Genomic DNA, 23712 nt, shown 5'->3' with positions numbered 1-23712 from the left:
AAGGCAAGTCCCCGCATGGCTATGTATGAGTTTGGGAGCGGGGCGCTGCTCGTAAAACTGATTTATGGAGTGATTACATAAGCGGAGGCGGGAACCTTAATCCAGCGCATGCCCAACCAGGTGTATATCTCTCTCCATTCATTGCCGTTCGAATCAACCAGGATATTTCCTGTAGTGTCAAGGGTTTGAGCGCCGAGAAAACCCGTAGCAACGGGGCTGTTCATGGAAGCGTAGAAAGGTGTTGCTTTTGTCAAAATAATCTGAGGAGTTGCTGGTCTAAGGTCTGATTGTGTGATTACTGTCTCAAACCGGGGGCTGTAAGTCGTTTCCGTTACAGTTGTTGTGTTGGTTACTTCTGCAGCTGAAGCCGTTGCGGCTATGGAAGCCATAAGACCCATTGCTACTGTTAAGCTGGCTAATTTTTTCATTGTGATTCCTCCCAGAGTTGGTTTTGATTTTGCGTATATTTACCATGTTTGCGATGTGTTAATAAGCATGTAAACAAAAAGTGGATACAATGAACCAACCCCTTTGTTTTTTATGAAAACTATCGTGAACAGAGGAATGGAGGCGACTTACGGGTGACAATCCGTGTGGAAAGGCCTATACTTTCTGCATGGTGAATATGATGTATGGAGGAAAAGGGAGGGGAGGAATCTCTGGCATAATCAGACAGCGGCAACCGCTATACATAAATCAGACCCGAACTCCTTTTCGGAGTCCGGGTCCTTAGCACCTGAAATGTGATGTCGTTTTTAATGTTCTTTTACAGTTACAATGATCTTCCTCTGCGTCCTGTAAAGAGCGAAACTATGAACAGCACGAGGAAGATAAAGAACAATACTTTAGCGATTCCTACTGCCGCCCCTACGATATTAAAGAAACCGAATACACCGGCAATCAATGCAATTACCAGCAGAATTACTGACCATTTCAACATGTGATGTCATCCTTTCTGTGTGGTGATGTAGTCATTGTTTAAACGGGTCGCTCCCCTTTGAAACAAAATAGGAGAGGTAGTCTTTAAGTCGCTTGACAAGCTGTTTCGGCCTAAGTAAGTAAGGGTAACTATGCAGTATCAAGGCAGAGCAAGCCGACATTTATGATTTGGAAGGGGTTTTCGTAATGATCATTGAACTTAGCGTTGCACTTGTTGCGATTGCATTCACCGTACTCGTTTTCTTTTTAATTAAAACCTTAAAATCAGCGAAAGAATCCCTCGACAAGGTCAGCCAGACTCTGCAGGAAGTCCAAAAGACGGTGGATGAGCTTACTTATGAAGTGAAAACAACCGTCAGACATGCCAATGATATTACGGCCGACGTCCAGGGCAAGATTCAAAAGATCGATCCTATTATGGATTCAGTGAAAAATCTTGGCGATGTAATGAACGAATTGACGCTTACCGTGAAGCAGGTATCTGTGACTGTGATTGAGAAGTACCGGAAATCACGCGAGCTTAAGGAGAAAGCCAAAGCCGTCTCCATAGAAGATGCTCCGCTGACACCTGCCGAAGAACGTACAGTGAAATCCTATGATGCCGCATATGCCAAAAAAGGTCCGGGGAAAATAGGAATGGCGCTTAAAGGCGTTGACGCTGCAGCTGCTATATGGCAAAAATTCCGGCATTAACTAAGTAGGCGGCAGTGAGAAAGGCGGGATGATTCCATGAACATTGTCATTCTTTTGCTAAGTCTTCTCTCTCCATATTTAACACCGTCTCCGCAGAAGGAGCATGTTCCTGCCGCCCTTTTTACCGTGCAGCCGCCAGTGGTGCTGGCCATTGAACGCAGTATGGGGGTAAGCCCTTATATCAGCAGCTTTAATTCTTTGGCAGGGACATCCCTTTATATGTCGGAGGAAGAACTGCTGCTGGCTAAAGGTTCGCCGCTTAGTATTGCTCCTGATCCCTGGCAGGAATGCCTGGAATATCAATACGCCGATATGTCGGCAGGAGTTTGTGAAGGGGCCGTGCTGTATGTTCACGTAACGCCGGCACAGGCCGGGCAATACGGATTGCAGCTGAATGAAGAAAAACTGGATCCGGCGCGAAACAATTTTCAAGAGCTGCTGGGAACTCCGGATTTTGTAGCTGAAGACGGCGATGTCTATTTAAGAGGAAGCGCTGCGCTGAAGATTTACCGCAATCCGCAGACAGGAGAGTGGGAGGGTATCGATTTATTTGATGGAAATTCCTCCTGACCTGTTTCACGGTCCGTAAATAAGGTTAATGAAGGAACAGTTGTCTTATCAGGCATTATCCTCATTAATCTAACCATAGGAGCGTGATTTCATGGATTCAATCGGTACACAGGCGTATGCCAAGCTGCTGGAAAATGGTGTTCAGGCGATCGAAGAAGTGAATCGGCTGCGCAGCAGCGGCTATTCCAGAGATGACATTTATGTCATTAGCCACGATCAGGACCGTGAGGGCCGTATCGTTGATGCTGCAGATACTAATGAGGTCAGTCTCAGTGAAGAAGGGTTATTTGGCGCGATTGCCAATCTTTTCCGTTCGCGGGGGGATGCGCTCCGTTTCAAAATTACTTCGCTGGGTTTTAGCAGTGCAGAAGCAGGCTTCTACGAGAAAGAGCTTGATTCAGGCAAGGTTCTCGTCATTGCCAAAAGAAACCCGCAATAAACGCCGGTTTGTTGTATGAGAACCTATAGCCCGATAGCGTAACCTCCAGCTCCACTATAATTAGTGGGGCTGGAGGTTACTTTGTTGAATGCTGATACAATATATTACTCTCCTGGTAGATTGTCGACAATTGGAAAGACGGCGTTCAAATATCGTATGATAGAATTATAGATGTAAGGGATTTGTACGGCTCTAATACTAATCGTGCGAGGTGAAGATGCTTGAGAATTTTAATCGTAGATGACAACCCGACTAACGTAATCATTATCCGTGAAATCCTGAAAAAAGAAGACTATCGAAATTTCATAACAGCATCATCCGCCAAAGAAATGCTGAAACTGCTTGGCATTGGAGGCGAAAAAAAAGGACCGCAGCAGTCGGATATCGATTTAATTCTGCTGGATATGATGATGCCAGAGATGGATGGAATCGAGGCTTGCCGTGTGGTTCAACAATATGAGCATCTAAGGGATATTCCGATTATTATGGTTACCGCTGTGGGGGATTCCAAGAAATTGGCGGAGGCACTGGATGCCGGAGCTGTGGATTATGTTACGAAACCGATTAACAAGGTTGAACTTATGGCGCGTATCCGGCTGGCGCTCCGTCTCAAGCGGGAGAAGGATTGGCATAAAGAGCGGGATCAGCGGATGCAGGATGAATTGAAGCTTGCAGCACTTGTGCAGAATGCTGTACTCAGTTTGCCAATTACGGATGAGGTTTTGGAGGCGCATGCCATCTATCAGCCTTCCGCTGAACTGGCCGGTGATCTGTATGCCTGGTATCCGCTGGGAGACGGCAGGTATGCTGTGATCCTGCTGGATATGATGGGACACGGGATCTCCTCGTCGCTTTTCTGTATGTTTCTGGCCTCTGTGCTTAAGGATACTGTGACTACGTACGTGGAGCCGGAGAAGGTAATTCAAGAGCTGAACCGGCGGTTTAACCAGCTCTATATCGAGAAACAGCTGGTCCAGTATTACTTTACCGCGATTTATCTTGTGATTGATACGCGAATGAAGCGAATTGACTATGTAAATGCCGGACATCCGCCGGCGCTGCTCTTTGAAGGCAACGCCAAGAAACCAGTGCTGCTGGAGAGCAACTGCCATCCGGTCGGGTTGTTCGACCGAATTGATATTCAGCCGCAGAGTTTGAGTTTCGAAGAGGAAGGGCATCTGGTAATGTACACTGACGGTCTGCTGGAAATGGCCCCAGGTGAACAGGAAGAGCAGCTGGACTTTATGATCGGGAATCTGAACGGGGACCACGAATGGCGTGAAGAGGTTATGCAGGAGGCTTTTTTCACAGATGAAGCGGACCAGGAACGTGATGACGACAAATGCCTGGTGTGGATCACGCTGAAGAAAGGAACGGATAAGGAATGAAGATAAAGGCCAAGCTGCTGATCGGCTTCAGCGCGATGCTGGCAATTATGTTGGCACTTACGCTGATTGGATACGATCGGCTTAATTATATGAGCAACCAGCTAGACGGCTTTCAGGACAGATACAGCAAGGGGCGTGCGATTTCCGGACTTCGGGGCGAAGTCAATGATATGGCGCGGATCCTGACCACATCGATGCTGAATGCCGATACGCTGTCTGTGGGTGCCCAGAAAACTGAGATAGACGGCAAAGTTATCAAGGCGGAAGGGTATTTGAAGACCATAGAAGCTTCGATGAGTGCTGCGGAGGAAATGGAGTTTTTGAGCCGGATTAAAAAAGCTAATTCCGCTTACCTGAACTATCAGAATAAAGCGTTGGAGATGCTTACAGCCGGTTATTTTCAGAATGCCAACACCTACCGCAACACAGAGGGACAGGCCATTCAGAACGAGGTGCTGGACAGTCTGAATGCCCTCGCTGATTATAATGCCTATCAGATGACCGAAGAAAATGCCACCGCGCAGAAAGCTTATGAAAGATCCATTCAAATGGTAACGCTGATTATGATTGTGGGGCTGCTGCTTGGACTTGGTGTCGTCCTTTGGGTGATTCCAAGCATTACGCGCGGTCTTAATGTCGTTTCCATGATGATTACGAGCTTCGGAAACGGCAAGATGCGGGCGATCCGCAGGCTCAAGGTAGTCTCTAAGGATGAAATCGGTGATGTAGCCCGAGTATTTCAGGAGATGGCGGAGGACATCGAACAAAAGCAGCAGCTGGAAAAAGCTTATGCGCAGGCTCAGAGCGATCAGGCCTGGCTGAATGCGAATATCGCACAGGTAACAGAACTGCTGCGCGGCGTCAGTTCACTTGATCAGGTGTCACAGACCTTTATCAACGAATTCACTCCTGTGCTGGGAGCCCAATACGGCGCGGTTTACTTGAAGGATAGCAACAATCCTAATCTGCTCACTGCAAGCGGCTATTATGCCGGTGAAGGGGGCGACAAGCCGAAGGAAGGGTTTGAAATCGGCCAAGGGCTTGTCGGACAAAGCGCCTTGGATAAGAAGCCGATCAAACTGACAGAGGCTCCGGACGATTATATTTCCATTTCCTCAGGGTTTGGCGATTCCCATCCTCAACATATATCTATTTATCCGTTGTTGTTTGAGGATGAACTGCTTGGCGTTGTTGAATTTGCCTCCTTTACGCCATTCACCGCGCTGCAGAATGAATTGCTGCATCAACTGACGAATAATCTCGGTGTCATCCTGAACAATATCAGCCGCAGACTCGTGGTGGAGGAGCTGCTGCGCGAATCACAGGCGCTCACGGAAGAACTGCAGTGCCAGTCGGAGGAGCTCCAGACCCAGCAGGAAGAACTTCGCCGCTCCAACGAGAATCTGGAGGAGCAGACCGATGCGCTTAAACGTTCGGAGGAGCTGCTGCAGCGGCAGCAGGGAGAGCTGGAGCACTACAATAGTGAACTGGTATCCAAAACCCGCGCGCTGGAGGATCAGGTCCAGGAGGTTGAAGAGAAAAAGGATGAGATTGAGCACGCCCGTGTCCAGTTGGAGAAGCAGGCGATGCAGCTTGCTGTAACGAGCAAATACAAATCGGAGTTCCTGGCCAACATGTCCCATGAGCTGCGGACTCCGCTGAACAGTCTGCTTATCCTTTCACAGCTGCTTACCGAGAATAAAGAGGGTAACCTGTCGGAAAAGCAGGTTGAATTCGCGCACACGATCTATATGTCCGGTGCGGATCTCCTGAAGATGATTGATGAAATTCTTGATCTTTCCAAGGTTGATGCAGGTAAGATGGAGCTGAATTATGAAGAAGTTCCGCTGACGGAGCTCAAAACCTTTGTGAAACAGAATTTTGCTCCTCAAGCCCTTAAGAAAGGGCTGTCTCTGCGTCTTTCCTTTAATGAGCCGCTGCCGGACAGTTTATTTACAGACAGTCATCGCCTGAAGCAAATTCTGCGCAATCTGTTGTCTAATGCCTTTAAATTTACCAGCGAGGGTTATGTAGGATTTGAGGTAAGCCATGCAGTGCCTGCTCAATTACCGTCCTTCCTTCCGCCGGAGTATGAGTATATTTCCATAGCTGTGAAAGACAGCGGTATCGGGATTCCTGCAGACAAGACCGATATCGTATTTGAGGCGTTCCAGCAAGTGGATGGGACGACCAGCCGCAAATATGGCGGCACCGGTCTTGGCTTGTCGATCAGCCGCGAATTAGCACGGTTGATGGGCGGTGCCATCGGGCTGGAGTCGCGTGAGGGACAAGGTAGCACGTTTACGCTGTATCTGCCGGTCCAAGGGAATTACCGCCTGCTTCCAGGGGCAGTTGAGGCGGCCGCGGCCCAAGAGGCGGCGACACTGGCGGAATACGTGGAAGAACTACAACCTGCTAAATCCGGAGATGTCATACCTGCCCCGCTTAATCCAGTGATAGTGGAGGATGACCGTGAGAATTTGACGGCAAACGATAAGGTTCTGCTTATTGTCGAGGATGATGAGAGCTTTGCCAAAATATTGCTCGATATGGCCCGCGGACGCGGTTTCAAGGGATTGGTGGCGCTGCAGGGGGATATCGGGCTGCAAATGGCCAAATCCCACCTGCCGGATGCGATTATTCTGGACATCCAGCTGCCGGTTATGGACGGCTGGGCGATACTCAGAGAGCTTAAGGGCGCATCACAAACGCGGCATATTCCTGTTCATGTCATCTCTGTAAATGATGAGATGAAGCAGGGCCTAATGATGGGCGCGATGGCTTACTTGAGAAAACCTTCGACCCGGCAGGCACTGGAGCGGGCATTCTCACAAATCGAGAGCTACACAGCCAGTACCCTGAAGCATCTGCTGATTGTCGAGGATGATGAAATTCAGCGCCGTTCCATTATGGAGCTTATCGGCCATGATGATGTCGCCATTACGGCGGTTTCAACCGGACAAGAAGCGCTCGGTGAACTGCGTAAGCAGAAATACGACTGCATGGTTCTCGACCTGATGCTTGACGATATGAATGGCTTCGAACTGCTTGATCAGATCCGCGATGATGAGGAACTGAATGATCTGCCGATCATTATATACACAGGCAAGGATCTGGACAGCAAGGAAGAGACGCAGCTGCGGAAATATGCCGAATCGATCATTATCAAGGATGTGCGCTCACCGGAGAGACTGCTGGATGAGACGACCTTGTTCCTCCACCGGGTGGAAGCCAATCTTCCGGAGGATAAGCGTAAAATTCTGCAAAAGCTGCACAATAAAGAAGAGCTGTTTGAGGGAAAGAAGATTTTACTCGTGGATGATGATATCCGCAACGTATTTGCGCTCTCCAGTGTGCTGGAAGAATACCACATGGAAGTGAAGTTCGCAGAGAATGGCCGGGAAGCACTCGATATGCTGGTCGAACAGGAAGATTTTGATCTCGTCCTCATGGATATGATGATGCCGGAAATGGACGGATATGAGGCGATGCGCCGGATTCGCCAGATGCCGCAGTATCATAAATTGCCAATAATCGCGCTTACGGCCAAGGCGATGAAGGAAGACCGGGCCAAGTGTATTGAAGCGGGAGCTTCGGATTATATGAAGAAACCGATCGGTACCGATCAGCTACTTTCTTTAATGCGCGTTTGGTTGTATTCGTAAGCGTGAATTTGGGGTAATAGCATTACAGCACCAACAAACAACAGACCGGAAATACGGCAAATGCAAGGGAGCCTTGATAACATGACAGCTATGGAACGGGGATATGATGAGGAGCTCACCCAATCGGGAAGCAAGCAGGAGCTGGAGCAGATTGAAATTGAGCTGCTTCTGAGCGGCGTGCATCGCTTGTACGGATATGATTTCAGAAATTACGCCATGCCTTCTTTGAAACGGCGTATCTGGCATCACGTCCATGCCGAGAATGTGCCGAGCATATCTGCGCTGCAGGAGAAGGTGCTGCATGACCGCGCTTGCTTTGAACGGTTCGTCTACAGCCTTTCCATCCCCGTGACGGAAATGTTTCGCGATCCAGGCCTCTTTTTAACTTTCCGCCAAAAGGTGATCCCGTTGCTGAGAACTTATCCTTATATCAGGATCTGGCATGCAGGCTGCTCCACTGGTGAAGAGGTATACTCCATGGCGATTCTGCTGCATGAAGAAGGGCTCTACGACAAGGCGCGCATCTATGCCACTGATATGAACGAACGCTCGCTGCAGCAGGCTAAGGAAGGCGTATATGAGATCGGTAAGATGAAGCAGTATACCAAGAATTATATGGAGGCGGGCGGGACCCGCGCATTCTCTGAATATTATACAGCGAAATACAATTCAGTCATTCTACAGCCGTACTTGCGTAAAAATATTATCTTTGCAGAGCATAATCTGGCAACAGACACCTCATTCAACGAATTTAATGTCATCTTTTGCCGGAATGTCATGATCTATTTCAATGATGAACTTCGCGACCATGTGCACGGCTTGTTCTATGAGAGCCTCAGCCGGTTCGGAGTACTGGTGCTCGGTTCCAAAGAATCTATCCACTTCACCAGGTATAGCGACAGCTATGAGCCACTGGATAGAGTAGAAAAAATCTATCGTAAGAACAAATAGCGGGATAGGAGGGGCCTATGGGGGTTCAAGAACCAATTCATATATTGCTGGTTGACGACCGTCCTGAAAATCTGCTGGCGCTTGAAGCTGTGCTTGAGAGTCAACACTATAAGCTTGTCAAAGCCAATTCCGGTGAAGAAGCGCTGAGATGTCTGTTAAGATATGAGTTTGCGGTGATTGTGCTGGACGTACAAATGCCGGGTATGGATGGTATTGAAACCGCCAAATTAATCAAAGCCAGAGAAAAGACGAAGGATATTCCAATTATTTTTATCTCTGCCAACAGCAAAGAGGCGGAGCATCTGTTTGCGGGATATTCTGCCGGGGCTATTGATTATATGGTCAAACCCTTCATTCCGCAGATCTTGAAGTCCAAGATTGAGGGCTTCGTTAACATGCACTTAACTAACAAGAAACATCAGATGCAGTCTATGCTGCTGCAGCAAAAGACGCAGGAGCTGGAGAAAATCAACGGAGAGCTGGTTAAGGCTAAGGAAGCGGCGGAGATTGCCGCTAATGCCAAAACCGAGTTCCTGGCTATGATGAGCCATGAGATTCGCACGCCGATGAACGGTGTGGTGGGTATGATTGACCTGCTGATGGAAACTGAGCTGGCTCCGGAGCAGAAGGAGTATACAGAGATTATCCGCAAAAGCGCTGATACCCTGATTACGGTCATTAACGATATTCTTGATTTCACGAAGATGGAATCCGGCAAGATGGAAATGGAAGAGCAGTTATTTGAGCTACAGACCACCGTTCAGGAGGTATTTAGCTTGTTTTCTGCCGAAGCAGGAAAGAAAAACCTGGAGTTGGCCTATTTCATTGATCAGAATCTTCCAAAGCTGATCTACGGAGATATGGCCCGTTTGCGTCAGGTCCTAATCAATTTAGTAGCCAATGCAGTGAAGTTTACCAATCAAGGCGGAGTTTACCTTGTTGCATCCAGCGTGCCAACAGCTGATAATAAACTGGTAGTTGAATTTACCGTGAAGGATACGGGCATCGGGATTTCTCCGGAAAAATGTGACCGTCTGTTCAAGCCTTTTTCCCAGCTTGATTCTTCTATGACACGCAAATACGGTGGAACCGGTCTCGGGCTGGCAATCTGCAAATCCCTTGTCGGGATGATGGGCGGCGACATACGCGTAGAATCGATGGAGGAGAAAGGGGCGACCTTTGTATTCACCATTCAGGCAGCGTTGCCTGAGGATGAGCTGGCAAGGGGATTTCAAGAGGTGGAGCCATATGAAGACGTGGATAACCAGAGATGGCGGAGAAAAGTCCTGGTTGTAGACGACCACCCGATCAATCAGCGGCTTATGGTCAGCATGCTGGATAAGCTGGGTTATGACGCCGACATCGCCGAGGACGGCAGCCAGGCGGTGGAGCTGGCAATGAAATATGCTTATGATTTTATTTTTATGGATCTGCAGATGCCGGTTATGGACGGTCTGACGGCGACCTCCAAAATCCGGATCAGCCATGGGCCATCCTCCGAGAATGCAGTCATCATCGCGATGACGGCCAACGTCATGGAGGGTATCCAGAACCGTTGTATGGCTTCAGGCATGGATGGTTATATCAGCAAGCCGCTGAAGCTCAGCAGCATTAAACAAATTATTGCCCGTTATTCAAGACAGGATAGTCACATCAATGGAAGAAATAGAACCCTTTTCAAAACATGAACCAGTATTTGCCAATGATGCAGAATTAGTTATTTTGTTTCAAACCTAGGTCTTTAGGGTTATTGGTAAAGAAAACATTTAATCAGGAGAGTTGTCTATGAATACACATAAAAGCGAAAAGTTCCATGCAAAAACCGAAACTGAAGGCAGCGTTTGTACGGTTTCCCTGATTGGAGAACTAGATTTGTCTGTTGCTCCCGATTTCCGTTTGGTCATGGAGCCGCTTGTGGGAGATACGGGGCTTGACCTCGTTATTAATCTGAAAGACTTGAGATATATTGACAGCACCGGTATTGGAATCCTGCTCTCGATCCTCAAAGCAAGACACGGGATGGACGTTAAGTTTACCGTTGAAGAAGTTCCGCCGCAAATCCAGAAGCTGTTTGATATGACCGGTATTTCTAAGTTTTTTGCCCCCCAAGAGAATTCCCACTAGGAAAGGATCGAACTAAGGATGAGTGATGACGTGCAAAAAGTAGTTCTTCAGTTACCTGCGAGTGCAGAATATGTCGATATCGTTAGACTGAATTTATATGGTATTGCCTCAAAAATGGGTTTTACCTATGAAGATATTGAGGATATGAAGGTAGCGGTTTCGGAAGCCTGTAATAACTCTGTTTTATATGCGTACGGCCAAGAAGATGGTTTGGTCGATGTAATCTTTGAAGTAGGAACAAGTGCCTTGTCCATCACCGTCAAAGATGAAGGGGAGAGCTTTGACGGATTGGATTCGCCCGACGGACGCATTACGCTGCATGATAAAGAGCTGAGTGACGTTCAGGTTGGCGGACTGGGATTTTATTTAATGCAAGCGCTCATGGATGACGTAAGCGTCGTGAGTGAAGCAGGGAGAGGGACAGTCGTTACCCTGACTAAGCGGCTTAATTTCAGCGAGGAGAAAGTATGAGTGATAAAGTGACTCCCCCAGAGTCCATGAACGAAGCAGTAAGTTTGATCTGGGAATATCAGCAGACCAAGGATAATGAAATTGCCACCGTGCTGATCAAGAAATATGAGCCGATGGTGAAGATGGCTGCCGGGAAAATTGCCCGCAACCGTCCGGATCTTTATGAAGATCTGTATCAGGTTGGGCAGATGGCGCTTATCCGGCTGCTGCAGCAATACGATATCAGCTTGGGCATTCCGTTTGAGCCGTATGCGATGAAGAGCATGATCGGGCATATGAAAAATTTCCTGCGGGATAAATCCTGGTACATACAGGTCCCAAGACGGATTAAAGAGAAAGGCGCCCTTGTGCAGCAGGCCATTGATGAACTTACCATCAGGCTGGAACGTTCTCCTGCTGTGGAAGAGATCGCCCATTATCTTGATCTTACTGTGGAAGAAACTGTGGAAGTACTGGCCGGCAGGGAATGTTATCATTACGTATCGCTGGATTCGCCCCTCTCGCAAGAGGAGACGGGCGCTACGCTCGGTGAGCTGATCAGCTCCGAAGCCAACGATTACGAGACTGTGGAGAAACGTATGGATCTCCAGCAGGCGCTGGGCCAGCTTAAGGAGCAAGAGCAGCAGGTGCTGCTGCTGGCGTTCCAGGATGGCCAGTCGCAGCGTGCCATCGCGCAGAAGCTCGGCGTATCACAAATGAGCGTCTCACGGATCCAGAAGCGGGCCACCGAGAAGCTGAAACAGATCATGGCGAACTCCACCTATTGATTCTTATCGCTAGTCCCCAAGATTAGGGCATGCCTTATCCCCGCCGGGGAAGGGTATGTCTTTTTTAAAATATAGAATTTATATCTTCACGCTATAAATTATCCTTCTATTTCTCGCAGAAACGGATACCGTCCTTTTGAGGACGGCGAAGCCGTCTCTGCTTGTTTGTATTCAGCCTGAAGCGGACATACACATCCACCCCGCTAAGCAGTCTGCTGAACAAACTGCTTAGCGGGGTGGATAACGATGTTATCAGCTATTGGCATCAACTGTTGGCATCAATATACTTTTTGATTTCTCCAAGATATTCACCGATAACGGGTACATCAAGAAACAGGCTGAGAATGTAACCCAGTAAGCCGAGGATTACGAATGTACCGAGTGAAAGCCCGAGACCCCGGGATATCCCGGCCATAAGATTCGTAATAATCCGCTTTTTGGGATCCGTATAATTCTCAAGGATATCCTTGAATTCGGATTTTTCCAGTGAATCGGCAATTTTGTCGAGCCTTGCGTTCAGCCGTTTGACTTCATGCCGCAATTCAAAGGGATGCTCTTCGACTTCGTAGGTTTTGGTCTTGCTGCCTGCATCTCCCATAAGGCGTCCCTGCTTTCTTTAGCCGTATAAGGGCTTTGATAAAAATGCAGCTTCTTTCGAAGAAGAAGCTGCATTCCTCATAACAACAGCCAGCTGCGGTGAGCTGGCTGTTCTCAAATTTAGATCAAGCCTTGAATCACCGTAGTTTAGTAAGAAGACTTGTAAGACGCTTTTACTTCCTCTTTGGCATCCTTGGCTTCCTCAGCTACCTCTTTAGAGGATGCTTTGGCCTCATCGGCTACATGCTTAGCTTCCTCAGCTACCTCTTTAGACGCATCTTTTACGTCAGAAGCAACATTTTCGGAGACTTCACTGATGGAATCGCCCAGTTTTTTGCCTGTTTCCGCCAAGGTGGCAGCAATTTGCTGTTTGCTGTCGCTTACGGTAGTGAAGATGTCGGAGGCTTTGGCCGATACAGTGCTTGCGAGATCGGTCGCTTTTTCCCCAACCGTAGTCGCAATTGTTTTGGTCTTGTCCGTTACGACACCTGCAACCTCTTTGGTTTTGTCTGTAGCCAGCGTAAGCTTATCAGACAAGTCACTGCGCATTTCACGGCCGGGCTTAGGGGCGAACAACAGCGCAGCGGCAGCGCCGAGCAAACCACCAATAAAGATTCCTTTGAAAAAAGTGCTTCCGCTTTCTACCGGATGTTCCGTTTCTGCTTTATTCATGACTAATCACTCCTCATTAGATTATGGTATTCCGAAATTAGGCGGCTGCCGTCATTCGAATTCAGGATAGCCTGAAGTATCTTACTTCGTATATAAACGTTGGCGTATAGGCTGAAACAGCAGACAAGCATGGAGAAGAATGGGAGAGACTAGAGCAGGATACGTGAACAAAGGAAGATTTTCCTATTAAAAACAACGAAATATGGAGCTTTACAAATATCCTCATGCGGAAATACGAAAGCTCACACTTGATAGTAATAATCATTAATGATTGACCGGGAAAGGAACAGGGTAAGAAATACTTAATTAAAGCGCCTATAACAATTTAAATCGAAGAGCGGTTTCGACCCGTTAAGCACGGAGAAGGTTCCAACATCTTTGGAGGTGCATGGTTATGATAAAAGTAGTTACGTCAGCAGAAAGACATACTTCGAATAGAGAATGGATTCACAGTGAGTTCAGTTTTTCCTTTGCCGATTATGATGATCCCAGCAATGCGCACTTTGGTGCGCTGCTCGCACACAATGACAATGAGCTGAAACCGGGACAAGGGATGCATGAGCATCCGCATCATGATCTGGAGATTATCACCTATGTCGTTTCCGGGGTACTGAAGCATCAGGATGACCTCGGCAATCACGCGGATATTCAGGCAGGCACGGTTCAGGTCATGAGTGCGGGAACCGGGGTTAATCATTCGGAGACCAATCCTTCGGAGAGCGACAATGTGCGGTTTCTGCAAATCTGGCTGCTTCCTAGCACACCGGGGCTTGCGCCGAAATGGGATGCAAAGTTTTTCCCGCGTGAGTTCAAGAGCAACACGCTGCTGCCGGTCGTTTCGGGGAGTGGTGAGGAAGGCACATTGAAGGTGGGCGAGGATGCAACTGTCTATCTATCGGTGCTGGACACGAACAGGGAGCTTCATTATGCACAAAAAGAAGACAGGCGGACGCACATCTTCCTTATTTCCGGGGATGTTGAGATCTCTTGCTCAGATGGCACTTTTCAGCTGAAAGCAGGCGATGCCGCACATATCCGCAAGGGTTGTGACTTGACGATCAAAAGCATTGGCAGTGAGGGCGAAGCGGAACTTATACTGATTGATTTGCCGTAAGCGTTAAATCTTGCCCGTTGCATTGTACTTGTAAGCATAATAAATCCTAAAGGAGCTCCTTGCCTGACGGCCATCCGCGCGGATGGAATCGTAGGCAAGGAGCTCCTGTGCATGACAGGTTATTTGAAGAATATAAGAATTTATATGCTTCGCGCTATAAATTATCCTTCTATTTCTCGCTGNCGCGCGGATGGAATCGTAGGCAAGGAGCTCCTGTGCATGACAGGTTATTTGAAGAATATAAGAATTTATATGCTTCGCGCTATAAATTATCCTTCTATTTCTCGCTGAAACGGATACCGCCCTTTTGAGGACGGCGAAGCCGTTTCCACTTGTTTCTATTTCTTACGCAAACGTCCAAGCTCGGAGACAAGCGCCTCCACCTGCGAGATGCTGAGCCGGTCGCTGCTCATGGCAACTTCATAAATATCAAGAATATCCTCATAGTTGTTCACTGAGAAAGCAGAAGCCTGCATGGCTGCGGCGCTGGCCATCTTCAGCTTGCTCTTGATGCCCTCGATCATATATTCCACATTTTCCTGGCTGGGCTGCGATAAATCCATGGGGTTAAACAGTCCTCTCTGTGTTTGGATTCAAATATTCTATCATGATTGGGGAAGGAAACACCATTTTTTTGTTGGCTTCATCTAAATTATGTTAAATTAAAAGAAATAAACGAAGGTTTCTATATAAGATGAACTAAAGAACTACCTAGAGGCAAAAGCAGCGGAGGGGAAGTTTGGAACTGTAGGAGCGATAGCGACCGCCTGAAAGCTTTCCGTAGGAAAGCTCTCTTCGAAAGCATAAGCAGTCTACGGATTTCAACCGCAAATAGCGGTATAAATCAAGAAATCTGTGGACAACAGCGGCCGGAAGTCCAAACATTCACCGCAGTTGCATTCTATGCCGGCTCGGTAAATCTAAAGTTCAACTTATATAGACAGGAGGGAGTCAGGAATTGGCGATCAGGGAGCAGGAGAGCAGAAAACGGGTTAAAAAAGATGCGGCCGGGCTGATTACCTTCTTCCAAAGCATTGCGGATCATCACTCGGCAGAGCAGGTCACATTCTTGTGCATCGGTACCGACCGCTCCACAGGGGATGCCCTTGGACCGCTGACCGGAAGCAGACTGGTGGAGCATGGCTTCCCGAATGTTGTAGGCACGCTTCCATCGCCTTGCGATGCGGATACTCTCGTCAACCGGATATCGGGGATTCCCGCGGGGCAGATAATTATTGCCATTGATGCTTGTCTTGGACCGCCGGCGGCACTGGGCTGTTATTTTGCAGCCAGTGAGCCGCTGCGGCCAGCGCAGTCGGTCGGTGTGAGTCTGCCGGCAGTCGGGCATTATAGTCTTGCGGCAATTGTCGATATTAACGGGCCCCGCCCTTACCGGACCCTGCAGACGACGCCGCTGCACAGGGTAATGGTTATGGCTGGAGAGATTGCCGCAGCTGCGGCAGAAGGCTTTGGGTTGAAATAGAGGAGACAAGTTTCAAGACGGGCGGTTCTGCTTAAATAATTAAGACAAGCAAATGGCATTCCATTTAATTGCAGACTCATCCGCATACCTTGTATAGCTACTACATAGAAAGAAGGAATCAGCCCATGGAAAATGTTCGATGCGATGGAACCAATATTTGTTACAGTGATCAAGGCGAAGGCGACGTTATCGTACTGCTGCACGGCTTTTGCGGAAGCTCCGGATATTGGGAGCAGGTCATCCCTTATCTGAGTAGAAGCTACCGGGTGATCGCACCGGATTTGCGAGGCCACGGAGTTTCGGATGCTCCGCTCGGAGCGTACAGCATCGATCAGATGGCCGATGATGTTCTTTCCCTGCTGAATGCGCTGGAAATCCCTGAATGTTACTTGCTGGGTCATTCGCTTGGCGGCTACATAACGCTGTCCTTCGCCCAGCGGCATGCCTCACGTTTGAAGGGATTCGGACTGATTCACTCCACGGGTTATCCTGACAGTGAAGAAGCCAAGGAGAAACGCCTGAAAAGTGTCAGTACGATCCAGAACGATGGAATTACTACGTTTGTGGACGCACTGGTGCCTGGACTCTTCGCTCCTGCTGCAGCACCGCAGCTGTTGCAGCGGGCGAAGGAAATCGGCTATAGAACACCTCCGCAAGGCGCGGCCGGTGCCGCACTGGCCATGCGCGAGCGACCTGACCGCCGTGATGTCATTTCGGCTACCGCACTGCCGGTGTTGCTCGTTGCCGGCTCGGAAGACGGTCTGATTCCTGCCGGGCGGACCTTCACGTCCGATAAGCCGAATGTAACCAAGGCAACGATTTCCGGAGCAGGCCACATGAGTATGTATGAAGCGCCGGAACGTTTATCAGAAATTATTAAAGACTTCGTGCTTGCGCAAGTTAAGAAATAACCGATACTTGAGATCATAAATAACGGTGAAGAAAACACTTCACTTACATAAAAAGGCAGCACCCGTCTATTGACGCGGTGCTGCCTTTTTATAAAATTCTCTTTACGCTGGAAATGTTTAATTGAACTTACGGATAGCAGGAACACATAGAACAAGAGCGATACAGGCCATGCCAAGCCCGGAGAAAATGGCAATCGTAGCTACACCGCCTATAAGATCGGCGAGCCAGCCTACAAGGATGTAGCCTACGGGCAGCAAGGCGAAGGAGCCGAATAGATCAAGACTGGCTACACGTCCGAAGGCTTCTTGCGGAACGAGCTCCTGCAGGCTGATCTCCCAGATGAGGATAAAGACCATGAGGCCGAATCCCTCCAGGGCGAACAAGGCAATAGCTGCCGCAGGGCTAGTAACAAACGGCAGGATAAGCAACGCGAGGCCGCCTAGAAATGCTCCTCCATAGGCGATAATGCCGCGGTGGTTCCATCTCTGCTTCATGCCGATGATCAGTCCGCCCAGAATGGCTCCGACACCGGAGAATGTACCGGCAAGCCCGTATACATATGGCTCCCAGCCATGATGAACTTTGAAAAGCCATGGCACAAGGATGCTGGTGACGCCGGCGTAACAAATATTGATGAAGCAGAAGGCGAGGATGGTGATCCATAACCAGGGATTGCTGCGCAATACAGCAATGCCTTCTTTGAAATCCTCTTTCCAGTCGTTATGAGGAGAGGCTGCCGCAGCTGCGGCGGTTTCAAGTGCCTGAGGTGACGAGGCTGCGGACACTGCAGCCTGTGTTCCGGGCATCAGCGCTTTGCGCAAATAGATGAGACAGATCAGGGAGAACAGGTAAGTAAAAGCATCGAGCCCAAAACCAACCCCAGCCGAGAGATAAGTGATAAGCAGTCCTCCGAGTGAAGGGCCGATTAAACGAACCATCTGTATAGTCATTTGCGACAGTGAGTTGGCGGCAACCCGGATATCCGGAGTGAACACCGAGGCCTGGACGGCAGCGTAGGCGGGACGGAACAGACCGTCAAACAGACCATAAGCACCTACAAATATACAGAGCAGCGGAACAGTCAATAGACCGGTCAAAGCCAGCAGGGCTGTTATGATCATGACGCCAAAACGGGCGATATCGGCAATCATCATAATCCTGACCCGGTCATAGCGGTCTACAATATGCCCGGAAATCGGCAGCATAATCACATTGGGCAGCATATAAATCGCCATTACGAAACCCATGGTTGTTGTTGATCCAGTAAGGGAGTAGACCATAACCGGGAGAATGACCATGGTCACCGAGCTGCCCAGGACGGAAATCAAATTTCCCAGCCATAAAAAGGGGAAAGTCCGTGATTTGGCAAAGGGTTCGGCAAATCGGCGCAGCGGATTGTTTTTGGTATGTTCGGGTGCAGCAGCAGGGATCATCTAGGGACCATCCTCCGGTTCTATAAGGGAATTTGTATGCAGGTGGCCGATAATGACATCGATACCGTATTCCTCTCCATGGGTGACTTTCGATTCCCAGCTGGAAATGAACTTCATCATCTCTTGCTGGAAAGCCTTCAGCTCACTGGGTGACAAGGATAGTCTTGTAACGAAATGCTCCACTGTATCCTCTTTGCGGAATTGGAAGCCGCTGAAGTTCTCGGAGCGGAAGAAGGTAGCTTTGGAGCGGTAAAATTTCTGGATAATGCCTCCGGCTGTTTCCGTACGGACAAGCTCCAGCAGTCCGCCATCGAATAGCTTGATGATATGATAGTGGATATTGCCGGGTGTCTTGTGCAGCTTCTCGGCAACCTGCTTGGAGGTTAGCGGTTCATCTGCCAGCGCATGCATAATCTTGATTCGCAGCGCACTTTCCAGCAGCTTGTTCTGCTCTGGTGTAACCTGCAGAGGTGGGATAGAGTCTGCTTCCTGCTGCTGTTGTTGCTGATCTTTGTCCCGGTCTTGACGAACCGGCAGTTGTTCCAGGCAGTTCTCCGTTTCCGGCTGACTATGCCCGGGATTGTCTTCATTCATGTCTATTCCTCCTACCCGTGCAATCTCAATTTCTCTGCAATTCATTCAATGCTCTTCATTCTGTATTTCAGATTGATCTGAAATCCAGATCAATAAGACCAGTGAGGTTATTATAGGGTAGGCTTTGTTTTTTTGTCAAGGAATTCCAAGGGCATGGTACGGAGTGGTGGCACGGAGCGGTGGAATGGTTTAAGATTGTTTTAAAATAACTGTTCATCATTGGTTTAGTTTGCTGAGGAATCGTGGCAGGATAGTATTGGAGAGGGGTGTGCAGGATGTTCCGAAGAGATTATATCGTCCGGATGATCGAGGATATGTCGGCAATGGTTGCCAAGGTGCTCACATTGAAGCAGGAGAAGAAGACCACAGAGGCATTATGGGAAGTGGATGAGCTGCTGAACCGGCATTTTCGCCTGAACTCCCGCCTTTTAAACTCATTGTCCGTAGAGGATATTATAGATATGTTTCGCCTGGGCGGCGTAATTGAGTCCGACAAGCTTCAAGGCGTGGCGCGGTTATTAAAAGAAGAAGGCGGCATCTACAGTGCCGGCGGTAATAAGGATGCTGCATTGTTCAGGTTTATACGGTCGCTGCATCTGTTTTTGTACGCCGATCAATACGGTGCTGATCGGGAGCTGCTGCAGATGACGAAGGAAATAGATGAACTTTTACAGGAAACCGAAGGTTATCTTCTTCCGGTGAAGACAGAACGCCTGCTCCTGCCCTATATGGAATCAATCGAACGCTACGGCAAGGCTGAGGACAGTCTGTACAGATTGTGGGAACAGGGAATAGATGTTGCAGCTGAGGGAAAGGAGCTGTACAGCCGGCTGCTGCTGCTGCCGCCTGAAGCTTTGGAACTTGGTGATCTTCCACTGGCAGAGGTTAGGCAAGGGCAGGAGGAGTGGAATAAACTTACCGCTGAAGCGGCAAAGGAGATGAAACCTTCTTGAATACCCCTCTATTTATTGTAGACGCTTTTGCGGACAAGGCGTTCACGGGAAACCCTGCAGCCGTCTGCCTGCTGGAAAATCCCGCAGATGAGGCCTTCATGGCCAAAACGGCTGCGGAAATGAATCTGTCCGAAACGGCGTTTCTGTGGCCGGAGCAGGATGGCTACCGTTTGCGCTGGTTTACGCCTGCGGTGGAGGTGAATCTGTGCGGTCATGCCACTTTGGCCAGTGCGCATGTCCTGTGGGAAACCGGGCGGCTGGGTTCTCACGAAGAAGCGAGATTTCACACACGCAGCGGGTTGCTGCGGGCAACGAAATCAGAAGAGATGATTTCACTGTATTTTCCTCCATATGAAATTACAGCTTCACCTCCGATAGCCGGGCTGGCGGCAGCGCTGGGTCTTGAGGAGGCACATGTGCTGGAAACCGTGCGGTATGCCGACAACGTGCTGGTGCGTCTGGATCATGAGACAAGGGTGCGGGGGCTCTGCCCGGATTTTGTCCAGGTGGCCAAGCTCCAGCCAAGGGCTGTCGCGGTTACCGCAGAATGTGCTGCGGATGGTATTGATTTTGTATCGCGTTTTTTTGCCCCGGGCATTGGTGTCAATGAAGATCCCGTTACCGGCTCGCTGCATACCGCCCTGGCTCCCTATTGGGCCGGCCGGTTAAACCGCACACAATTGACTGCATATCAGGCTTCAGTGCGTGGCGGGATGCTGCAGCTTGAAGTGAGTCAGGATCTCGTGACTTTATCGGGCCGGGCCGTGACCATGGTTAGCGGACAGTTTCATGTACCTCCGGGAGCAGTTGGCGAGCTACTATGATATCGTATAGCAGGACATGCTATAATGTAGTGATATTCAGGAGAGCCTGCTCTCCATTTTGATTGCGAAAGTGAGATGTACCCTGTGGAATCTTTGAAAACTCTGATTGATCAAGTGATAAATGGCCGTACCCTGATTACGGCAACCTTAAGCCAACTGCGCAGCAAAGGCGAAGTTGCATACAGCAAGGTGCAGATTAAACCTGTTGAGCTAAAAGGCAAGCTGCATTATCAGTTTGCTTATACCATCGGCCCCAAAGTGGAACACCGCAATATTCCGGCAGACGCTGCTGCGGAAGAAATGATGTCACTCTTGAGAGCTACCTTCCGGCAAGCGCTGATCTGCACTGTGGAAGCTGATTACCAGGTGCTGATCAGTAAAAAATACAAGGTTTCTATTCTTACCAAATCGGCCAGCAAGCAGGAGGCGCCAGACTTGGCCCACAACCGCCGCAAACGTTATGTGCTGGACGAGGGAGAGCCAGTCCCGTTCCTGGTGGAGCTTGGAATTATGAACAGCGAAGGCAAGGTACTGGCCAAAAAATACGACAAGTTCCGCCAGATCAACCGCTTCCTGGAGATGGTTGAGGATGTGCTGGGTGATCTACCAACCGGCCGGCCGCTGACGATTGTTGATTTTGGCTGCGGCAAATCCTATTTGACGTTTGCGCTGTATCATTATTTGGCTGTCCGCGAGCGGCGGGAGCTGAATATTGTCGGACTTGACCTGAAAGCCGATGTCATCGAACATTGCGGAGCGCTGGCGTCGAGGCTGGGTTACGATAAACTGCGTTTCCTGGTCGGTGATATAGCCGATTACAACGAGCTGGACCAAGTGGACATGGTTGTGACACTGCATGCCTGCGATACGGCAACGGATGCTGCACTGGAAAAAGCGGTGCGCTGGGGCGCATCGGTTATTCTCTCGGTGCCTTGCTGCCAGCATGAGCTATTTGGGCAGGTGGAGAACGAGGTGCTCAGCCCGCTGCTCTCGCACGGAATTCTCAAGGAACGTTTCTCTGCACTCGCCACTGATGCCATCCGGGCGAAGCTGCTTGATTTGATGGGTTACCGCAGCCAGCTGCTGGAATTCATCGACATGGAGCATACGCCGAAGAACATTCTGATCCGGGCCGTCAAAAGCACAAGCGGCGACAATGCCGTCAAATGGCGCGAATACAGCGCATTCCGTGATTTCTTGGGTGCTAAGCCGTACCTTGAACGCGTCTGCGCCGACCTGCTGCCTGCGGAAGCTCTTACGCAGGGATAAACCGGGCATTACGAGCTGTATTCAGCTGAAGCCTGCCAATAGGCAAAGTGGAAGAATGTGAGCTGCTGACCGAAAGGCATATGTCCGAAATCAATACACTGCGGTGATACCAAATGGTATCACCGTAATGCTTTCATTGCAGAATCTGCAATAGAATGAGCTGGAATTGCCCCGAAATGGCCATCTGTTGCACTTTCCGAGATTCTGCTCTTTTGACTGCAGAAACTGCAATAGAATCTGATTTCGTTCCCCCGATTACAAATACTAATGTACGAAATACAATCACCAAGGAATTTGGAGGATTTTTGCTGAACATTCATCGCATATGTTCTGAATGTCATTAACGGCATTAACATCATCACGGGATTAACGCCATTAACGTCATAACGTGATTAATGATATAAATGCGATAAATAAGCAGGACGGTGAGTCTCCATCTGGAGTCAGCCGTCCTGTTTTGTGTTTTCCTTTTGGTTCAGGACAAATCTGGAAAGACTAAAGAGAACTTGAATTCTACGGAGGAAGTTGAAATGCATAGTGGCATGGCTGAGCGGCGTTTGGTGGCGGTAATGGTATTTGTTGGTACGGGTTTGGTGCTGGCTGCTGTTACGGCAGGTGTGTTGCTGCGCGGGTTATTCTTTGCCGGAGAAATGTATCCGTTTCTGACGGTATGGTATCTCATGTGTGCTGTATTCCCCGGGTTATGGCTGGTTGCAGCGGGTCTGCGCGGGTCTTCAGCCAGCCTGCTTAGCATTTACGGGAATCGCAGAGCCAATAGAAGTGCAGCAGCGCTGTTGTTGATCTGTCCGCTTGCCATCCTTGCGCTCTACGGTATTCACTGGCACCGCGGACCTTTATCAGCCCAGGGGAATCTGAATGAGCTGCTGCGCTGGGGCCTTTACGCCAGCTTTGCTTTTTGCGCTTATTATTGTGCAGGCCATCGTTGGGGAGCCCGTTTTCTTAACGCAGTGTGGAGCTTGCTGGGCATGCTTATTAGTATAAGTGCCTTGTTAGCCGTCTGTGGAGGGCTGAATCTTCCTTTTGCGATAGCTTACAGCACATCACCGGAGGTCAGTGCTACAGGTGCCCGACTGGGGGGATTGCTAGAGTATCCTAATGCTTTCGGTGCAGTAATGGCTGTTTTTTTGCTGGAGCGTCTGTTTGCGCTCGCTGTCTGCCGGGATGCAGCGGAAACGGACAAGAAGCGCGGGAAAGTGCAAGAGCGGGGTGACGGCACTGCCGTAAGGGGAGCGCCAGTGCTCCCTAAGGAAGCCTATGCGGGCTTGGGAAATACGCAAGGGGAGCGGGAGCAGTGGCGTGAAACTGAGGATGGGAAAATCAGATCCGGTCACGACAGGGCTTACGGAGAAGTGGAGCGGGAGCAGTGGCGTGAAACTGAGGATGGGAAAATCAGATCCAGTCGCGGCAGGGCCTACAGAGATGAGAAGCGGGAGGAGCAGCATGTATCGGAGGATGCGAGAACAAGATGCTGGTTTGGTAGAAGCTATACAGAAGTGGAGCGGGAGGAGAGATGTGAAACTGAGGAGGGGAGAACCAGATCCAGTCGTGGCAGAGCCTACGGAGAAGTGGAGCAGGAGAAGTGGCGTGAAGAAGGTGAGCAGACGCTGGCGAGTACAGTAGCTTTTGCGGAGCAAGAACACGGTGAGCCTGCTGCAATAAGCAACGCGAAGCTGCTGCTGCGGATGCTGCCGCTGTTTCCGTACGCCGCCGCGCTGCTGCTCAGCGAGTCGCGCGGCGCTTGGCTTGCTGCGGCTTGCGCCAGCGCCGCCGTCCTGCTCTGGAAGCGGCGGCTCCTCGCGCCGCTGCTTACCGCCGGCGCCGCGCCTCTGGCTG

General features: G+C 49.5%; 23 protein-coding genes and 1 pseudogene. 17 read left to right on the top strand and 7 right to left on the bottom strand.

What is annotated here, in order from left to right:
* Window positions 1–62: 62 nt before the first annotated feature.
* Both ACAN56_RS32915 and ACAN56_RS32910 read right to left on the bottom strand, forming a co-directional pair.
* Complete coding sequence (locus tag ACAN56_RS32915; protein WP_038596602.1) at window positions 63–428, bottom strand: hypothetical protein; 366 nt, start codon at window positions 426–428, stop codon at window positions 63–65.
* 344 nt (window positions 429–772) lie between these two features.
* A complete protein-coding gene (locus ACAN56_RS32910; RefSeq protein WP_038596600.1) occupies window positions 773–940 on the bottom strand; it encodes a DUF1328 domain-containing protein in 168 nt (55 codons plus the stop codon).
* 185 nt (window positions 941–1125) lie between these two features.
* Here ACAN56_RS32910 and ACAN56_RS32905 point away from each other — a divergent pair, with 185 nt between their 5' ends.
* The 10 genes from ACAN56_RS32905 to ACAN56_RS32860 all read left to right on the top strand — a co-directional run bounded on the left by ACAN56_RS32905 (window position 1126) and on the right by ACAN56_RS32860 (window position 12007).
* A complete protein-coding gene (locus ACAN56_RS32905; RefSeq protein WP_038596597.1) occupies window positions 1126–1632 on the top strand; it encodes a DUF948 domain-containing protein in 507 nt (168 codons plus the stop codon).
* Window positions 1633–1668: 36 nt separating this feature from the next.
* Window positions 1669–2202: an SET domain-containing protein gene (locus ACAN56_RS32900; protein ID WP_052092321.1), complete on the top strand. Its 534-nt coding sequence runs from the start codon at window positions 1669–1671 to the stop codon at window positions 2200–2202.
* A 91-nt stretch (window positions 2203–2293) separates the two neighbouring features.
* Window positions 2294–2641 carry a YflT domain-containing protein gene (locus ACAN56_RS32895; protein ID WP_038596595.1) on the top strand — a complete coding sequence of 116 codons (348 nt, stop codon included), beginning with the start codon at window positions 2294–2296 and terminating at the stop codon, window positions 2639–2641.
* A gap of 221 nt (window positions 2642–2862) precedes the next feature.
* A complete protein-coding gene (locus tag ACAN56_RS32890) occupies window positions 2863–4029 on the top strand; it encodes a SpoIIE family protein phosphatase (protein WP_038596593.1) in 1167 nt (388 codons plus the stop codon).
* Entirely contained in the window at window positions 4026–7694 is a 3669-nt protein-coding gene (locus tag ACAN56_RS32885) for a response regulator (protein WP_379148037.1), read from the top strand. Before ACAN56_RS32890 ends, ACAN56_RS32885 begins: the two co-directional genes overlap by 4 nt.
* An 81-nt stretch (window positions 7695–7775) precedes the next feature.
* A complete protein-coding gene (locus ACAN56_RS32880; RefSeq protein ID WP_038596589.1) occupies window positions 7776–8645 on the top strand; it encodes a CheR family methyltransferase in 870 nt (289 codons plus the stop codon).
* Between the two features lie 17 nt (window positions 8646–8662).
* Window positions 8663–10333, top strand: coding sequence for a response regulator (locus ACAN56_RS32875; protein WP_038596587.1), 1671 nt, complete (start codon window positions 8663–8665; stop codon window positions 10331–10333).
* A gap of 97 nt (window positions 10334–10430) precedes the next feature.
* Window positions 10431–10769: an STAS domain-containing protein gene (locus ACAN56_RS32870; protein ID WP_038596585.1), complete on the top strand. Its 339-nt coding sequence runs from the start codon at window positions 10431–10433 to the stop codon at window positions 10767–10769.
* A gap of 18 nt (window positions 10770–10787) precedes the next feature.
* The gene (gene rsbW, locus ACAN56_RS32865; RefSeq protein WP_038596583.1) at window positions 10788–11240 is read left to right on the top strand and encodes an anti-sigma B factor RsbW; all 453 of its coding nucleotides are present in this window, start codon (window positions 10788–10790) and stop codon (window positions 11238–11240) included.
* On the top strand, window positions 11237–12007 hold the full coding sequence (locus ACAN56_RS32860) for a sigma-70 family RNA polymerase sigma factor (protein ID WP_038596581.1): 771 nt from the start codon (window positions 11237–11239) through the stop codon (window positions 12005–12007). The genes rsbW and ACAN56_RS32860 overlap by 4 nt, the downstream gene beginning before the upstream one ends.
* 265 nt (window positions 12008–12272) lie before the next feature.
* Here ACAN56_RS32860 and ACAN56_RS32855 read toward each other — a convergent pair whose 3' ends face one another.
* Both ACAN56_RS32855 and ACAN56_RS32850 read right to left on the bottom strand, forming a co-directional pair.
* Window positions 12273–12605, bottom strand: coding sequence for a DUF5665 domain-containing protein (locus ACAN56_RS32855; protein ID WP_038596579.1), 333 nt, complete (start codon window positions 12603–12605; stop codon window positions 12273–12275).
* A gap of 146 nt (window positions 12606–12751) precedes the next feature.
* On the bottom strand, window positions 12752–13276 hold the full coding sequence (locus ACAN56_RS32850) for a YtxH domain-containing protein (protein ID WP_379148033.1): 525 nt from the start codon (window positions 13274–13276) through the stop codon (window positions 12752–12754).
* Between the two features lie 394 nt (window positions 13277–13670).
* Between ACAN56_RS32850 and ACAN56_RS32845 the strand changes: the two genes are divergently transcribed.
* Window positions 13671–14390 (top strand): pirin family protein, encoded by a 720-nt coding sequence (locus ACAN56_RS32845; RefSeq protein ID WP_379148031.1) that lies wholly within the window; start codon window positions 13671–13673, stop codon window positions 14388–14390.
* A 338-nt stretch (window positions 14391–14728) separates the two neighbouring features.
* On the opposite strand, the gene ACAN56_RS32840 is transcribed toward ACAN56_RS32845, so the two are convergent.
* Window positions 14729–14953: a DUF1128 domain-containing protein gene (locus ACAN56_RS32840; protein ID WP_038596573.1), complete on the bottom strand. Its 225-nt coding sequence runs from the start codon at window positions 14951–14953 to the stop codon at window positions 14729–14731.
* Window positions 14954–15348: 395 nt separating this feature from the next.
* Here ACAN56_RS32840 and yyaC point away from each other — a divergent pair, with 395 nt between their 5' ends.
* Window positions 15349–15873 (top strand): spore protease YyaC, encoded by a 525-nt coding sequence (gene yyaC, locus ACAN56_RS32835; protein ID WP_379148028.1) that lies wholly within the window; start codon window positions 15349–15351, stop codon window positions 15871–15873.
* A gap of 125 nt (window positions 15874–15998) precedes the next feature.
* Complete coding sequence (locus ACAN56_RS32830; RefSeq protein ID WP_038596569.1) at window positions 15999–16784, top strand: alpha/beta fold hydrolase; 786 nt, start codon at window positions 15999–16001, stop codon at window positions 16782–16784.
* Between the two features lie 117 nt (window positions 16785–16901).
* On the opposite strand, the gene ACAN56_RS32825 is transcribed toward ACAN56_RS32830, so the two are convergent.
* Window positions 16902–18218 (bottom strand): MFS transporter, encoded by a 1317-nt coding sequence (locus ACAN56_RS32825; RefSeq protein WP_379148026.1) that lies wholly within the window; start codon window positions 18216–18218, stop codon window positions 16902–16904.
* On the bottom strand, window positions 18219–18812 hold the full coding sequence (locus tag ACAN56_RS32820) for a helix-turn-helix domain-containing protein (protein WP_379148024.1): 594 nt from the start codon (window positions 18810–18812) through the stop codon (window positions 18219–18221).
* A gap of 275 nt (window positions 18813–19087) precedes the next feature.
* Here ACAN56_RS32820 and ACAN56_RS32815 point away from each other — a divergent pair, with 275 nt between their 5' ends.
* From ACAN56_RS32815 to ACAN56_RS32800, 4 genes and pseudogenes are all read left to right on the top strand, one after another.
* A complete protein-coding gene (locus tag ACAN56_RS32815; protein WP_379148022.1) occupies window positions 19088–19765 on the top strand; it encodes a DUF6483 family protein in 678 nt (225 codons plus the stop codon).
* Window positions 19762–20589 carry a PhzF family phenazine biosynthesis protein gene (locus ACAN56_RS32810; RefSeq protein WP_379148020.1) on the top strand — a complete coding sequence of 276 codons (828 nt, stop codon included), beginning with the start codon at window positions 19762–19764 and terminating at the stop codon, window positions 20587–20589. Before ACAN56_RS32815 ends, ACAN56_RS32810 begins: the two co-directional genes overlap by 4 nt.
* A 75-nt stretch (window positions 20590–20664) precedes the next feature.
* Window positions 20665–21858: a class I SAM-dependent methyltransferase gene (locus ACAN56_RS32805; protein WP_379148018.1), complete on the top strand. Its 1194-nt coding sequence runs from the start codon at window positions 20665–20667 to the stop codon at window positions 21856–21858.
* A 530-nt stretch (window positions 21859–22388) separates the two neighbouring features.
* A pseudogene (locus ACAN56_RS32800) lies at window positions 22389–23712 on the top strand (hypothetical protein); the annotation flags it as partial.

The organism is Paenibacillus paludis (genome assembly GCF_042610515.1).
Classification (GTDB): Bacteria; Bacillota; Bacilli; order Paenibacillales; family Paenibacillaceae; genus Paenibacillus_AQ.
This window is presented reverse-complemented; position numbering and strand designations above follow the sequence as displayed.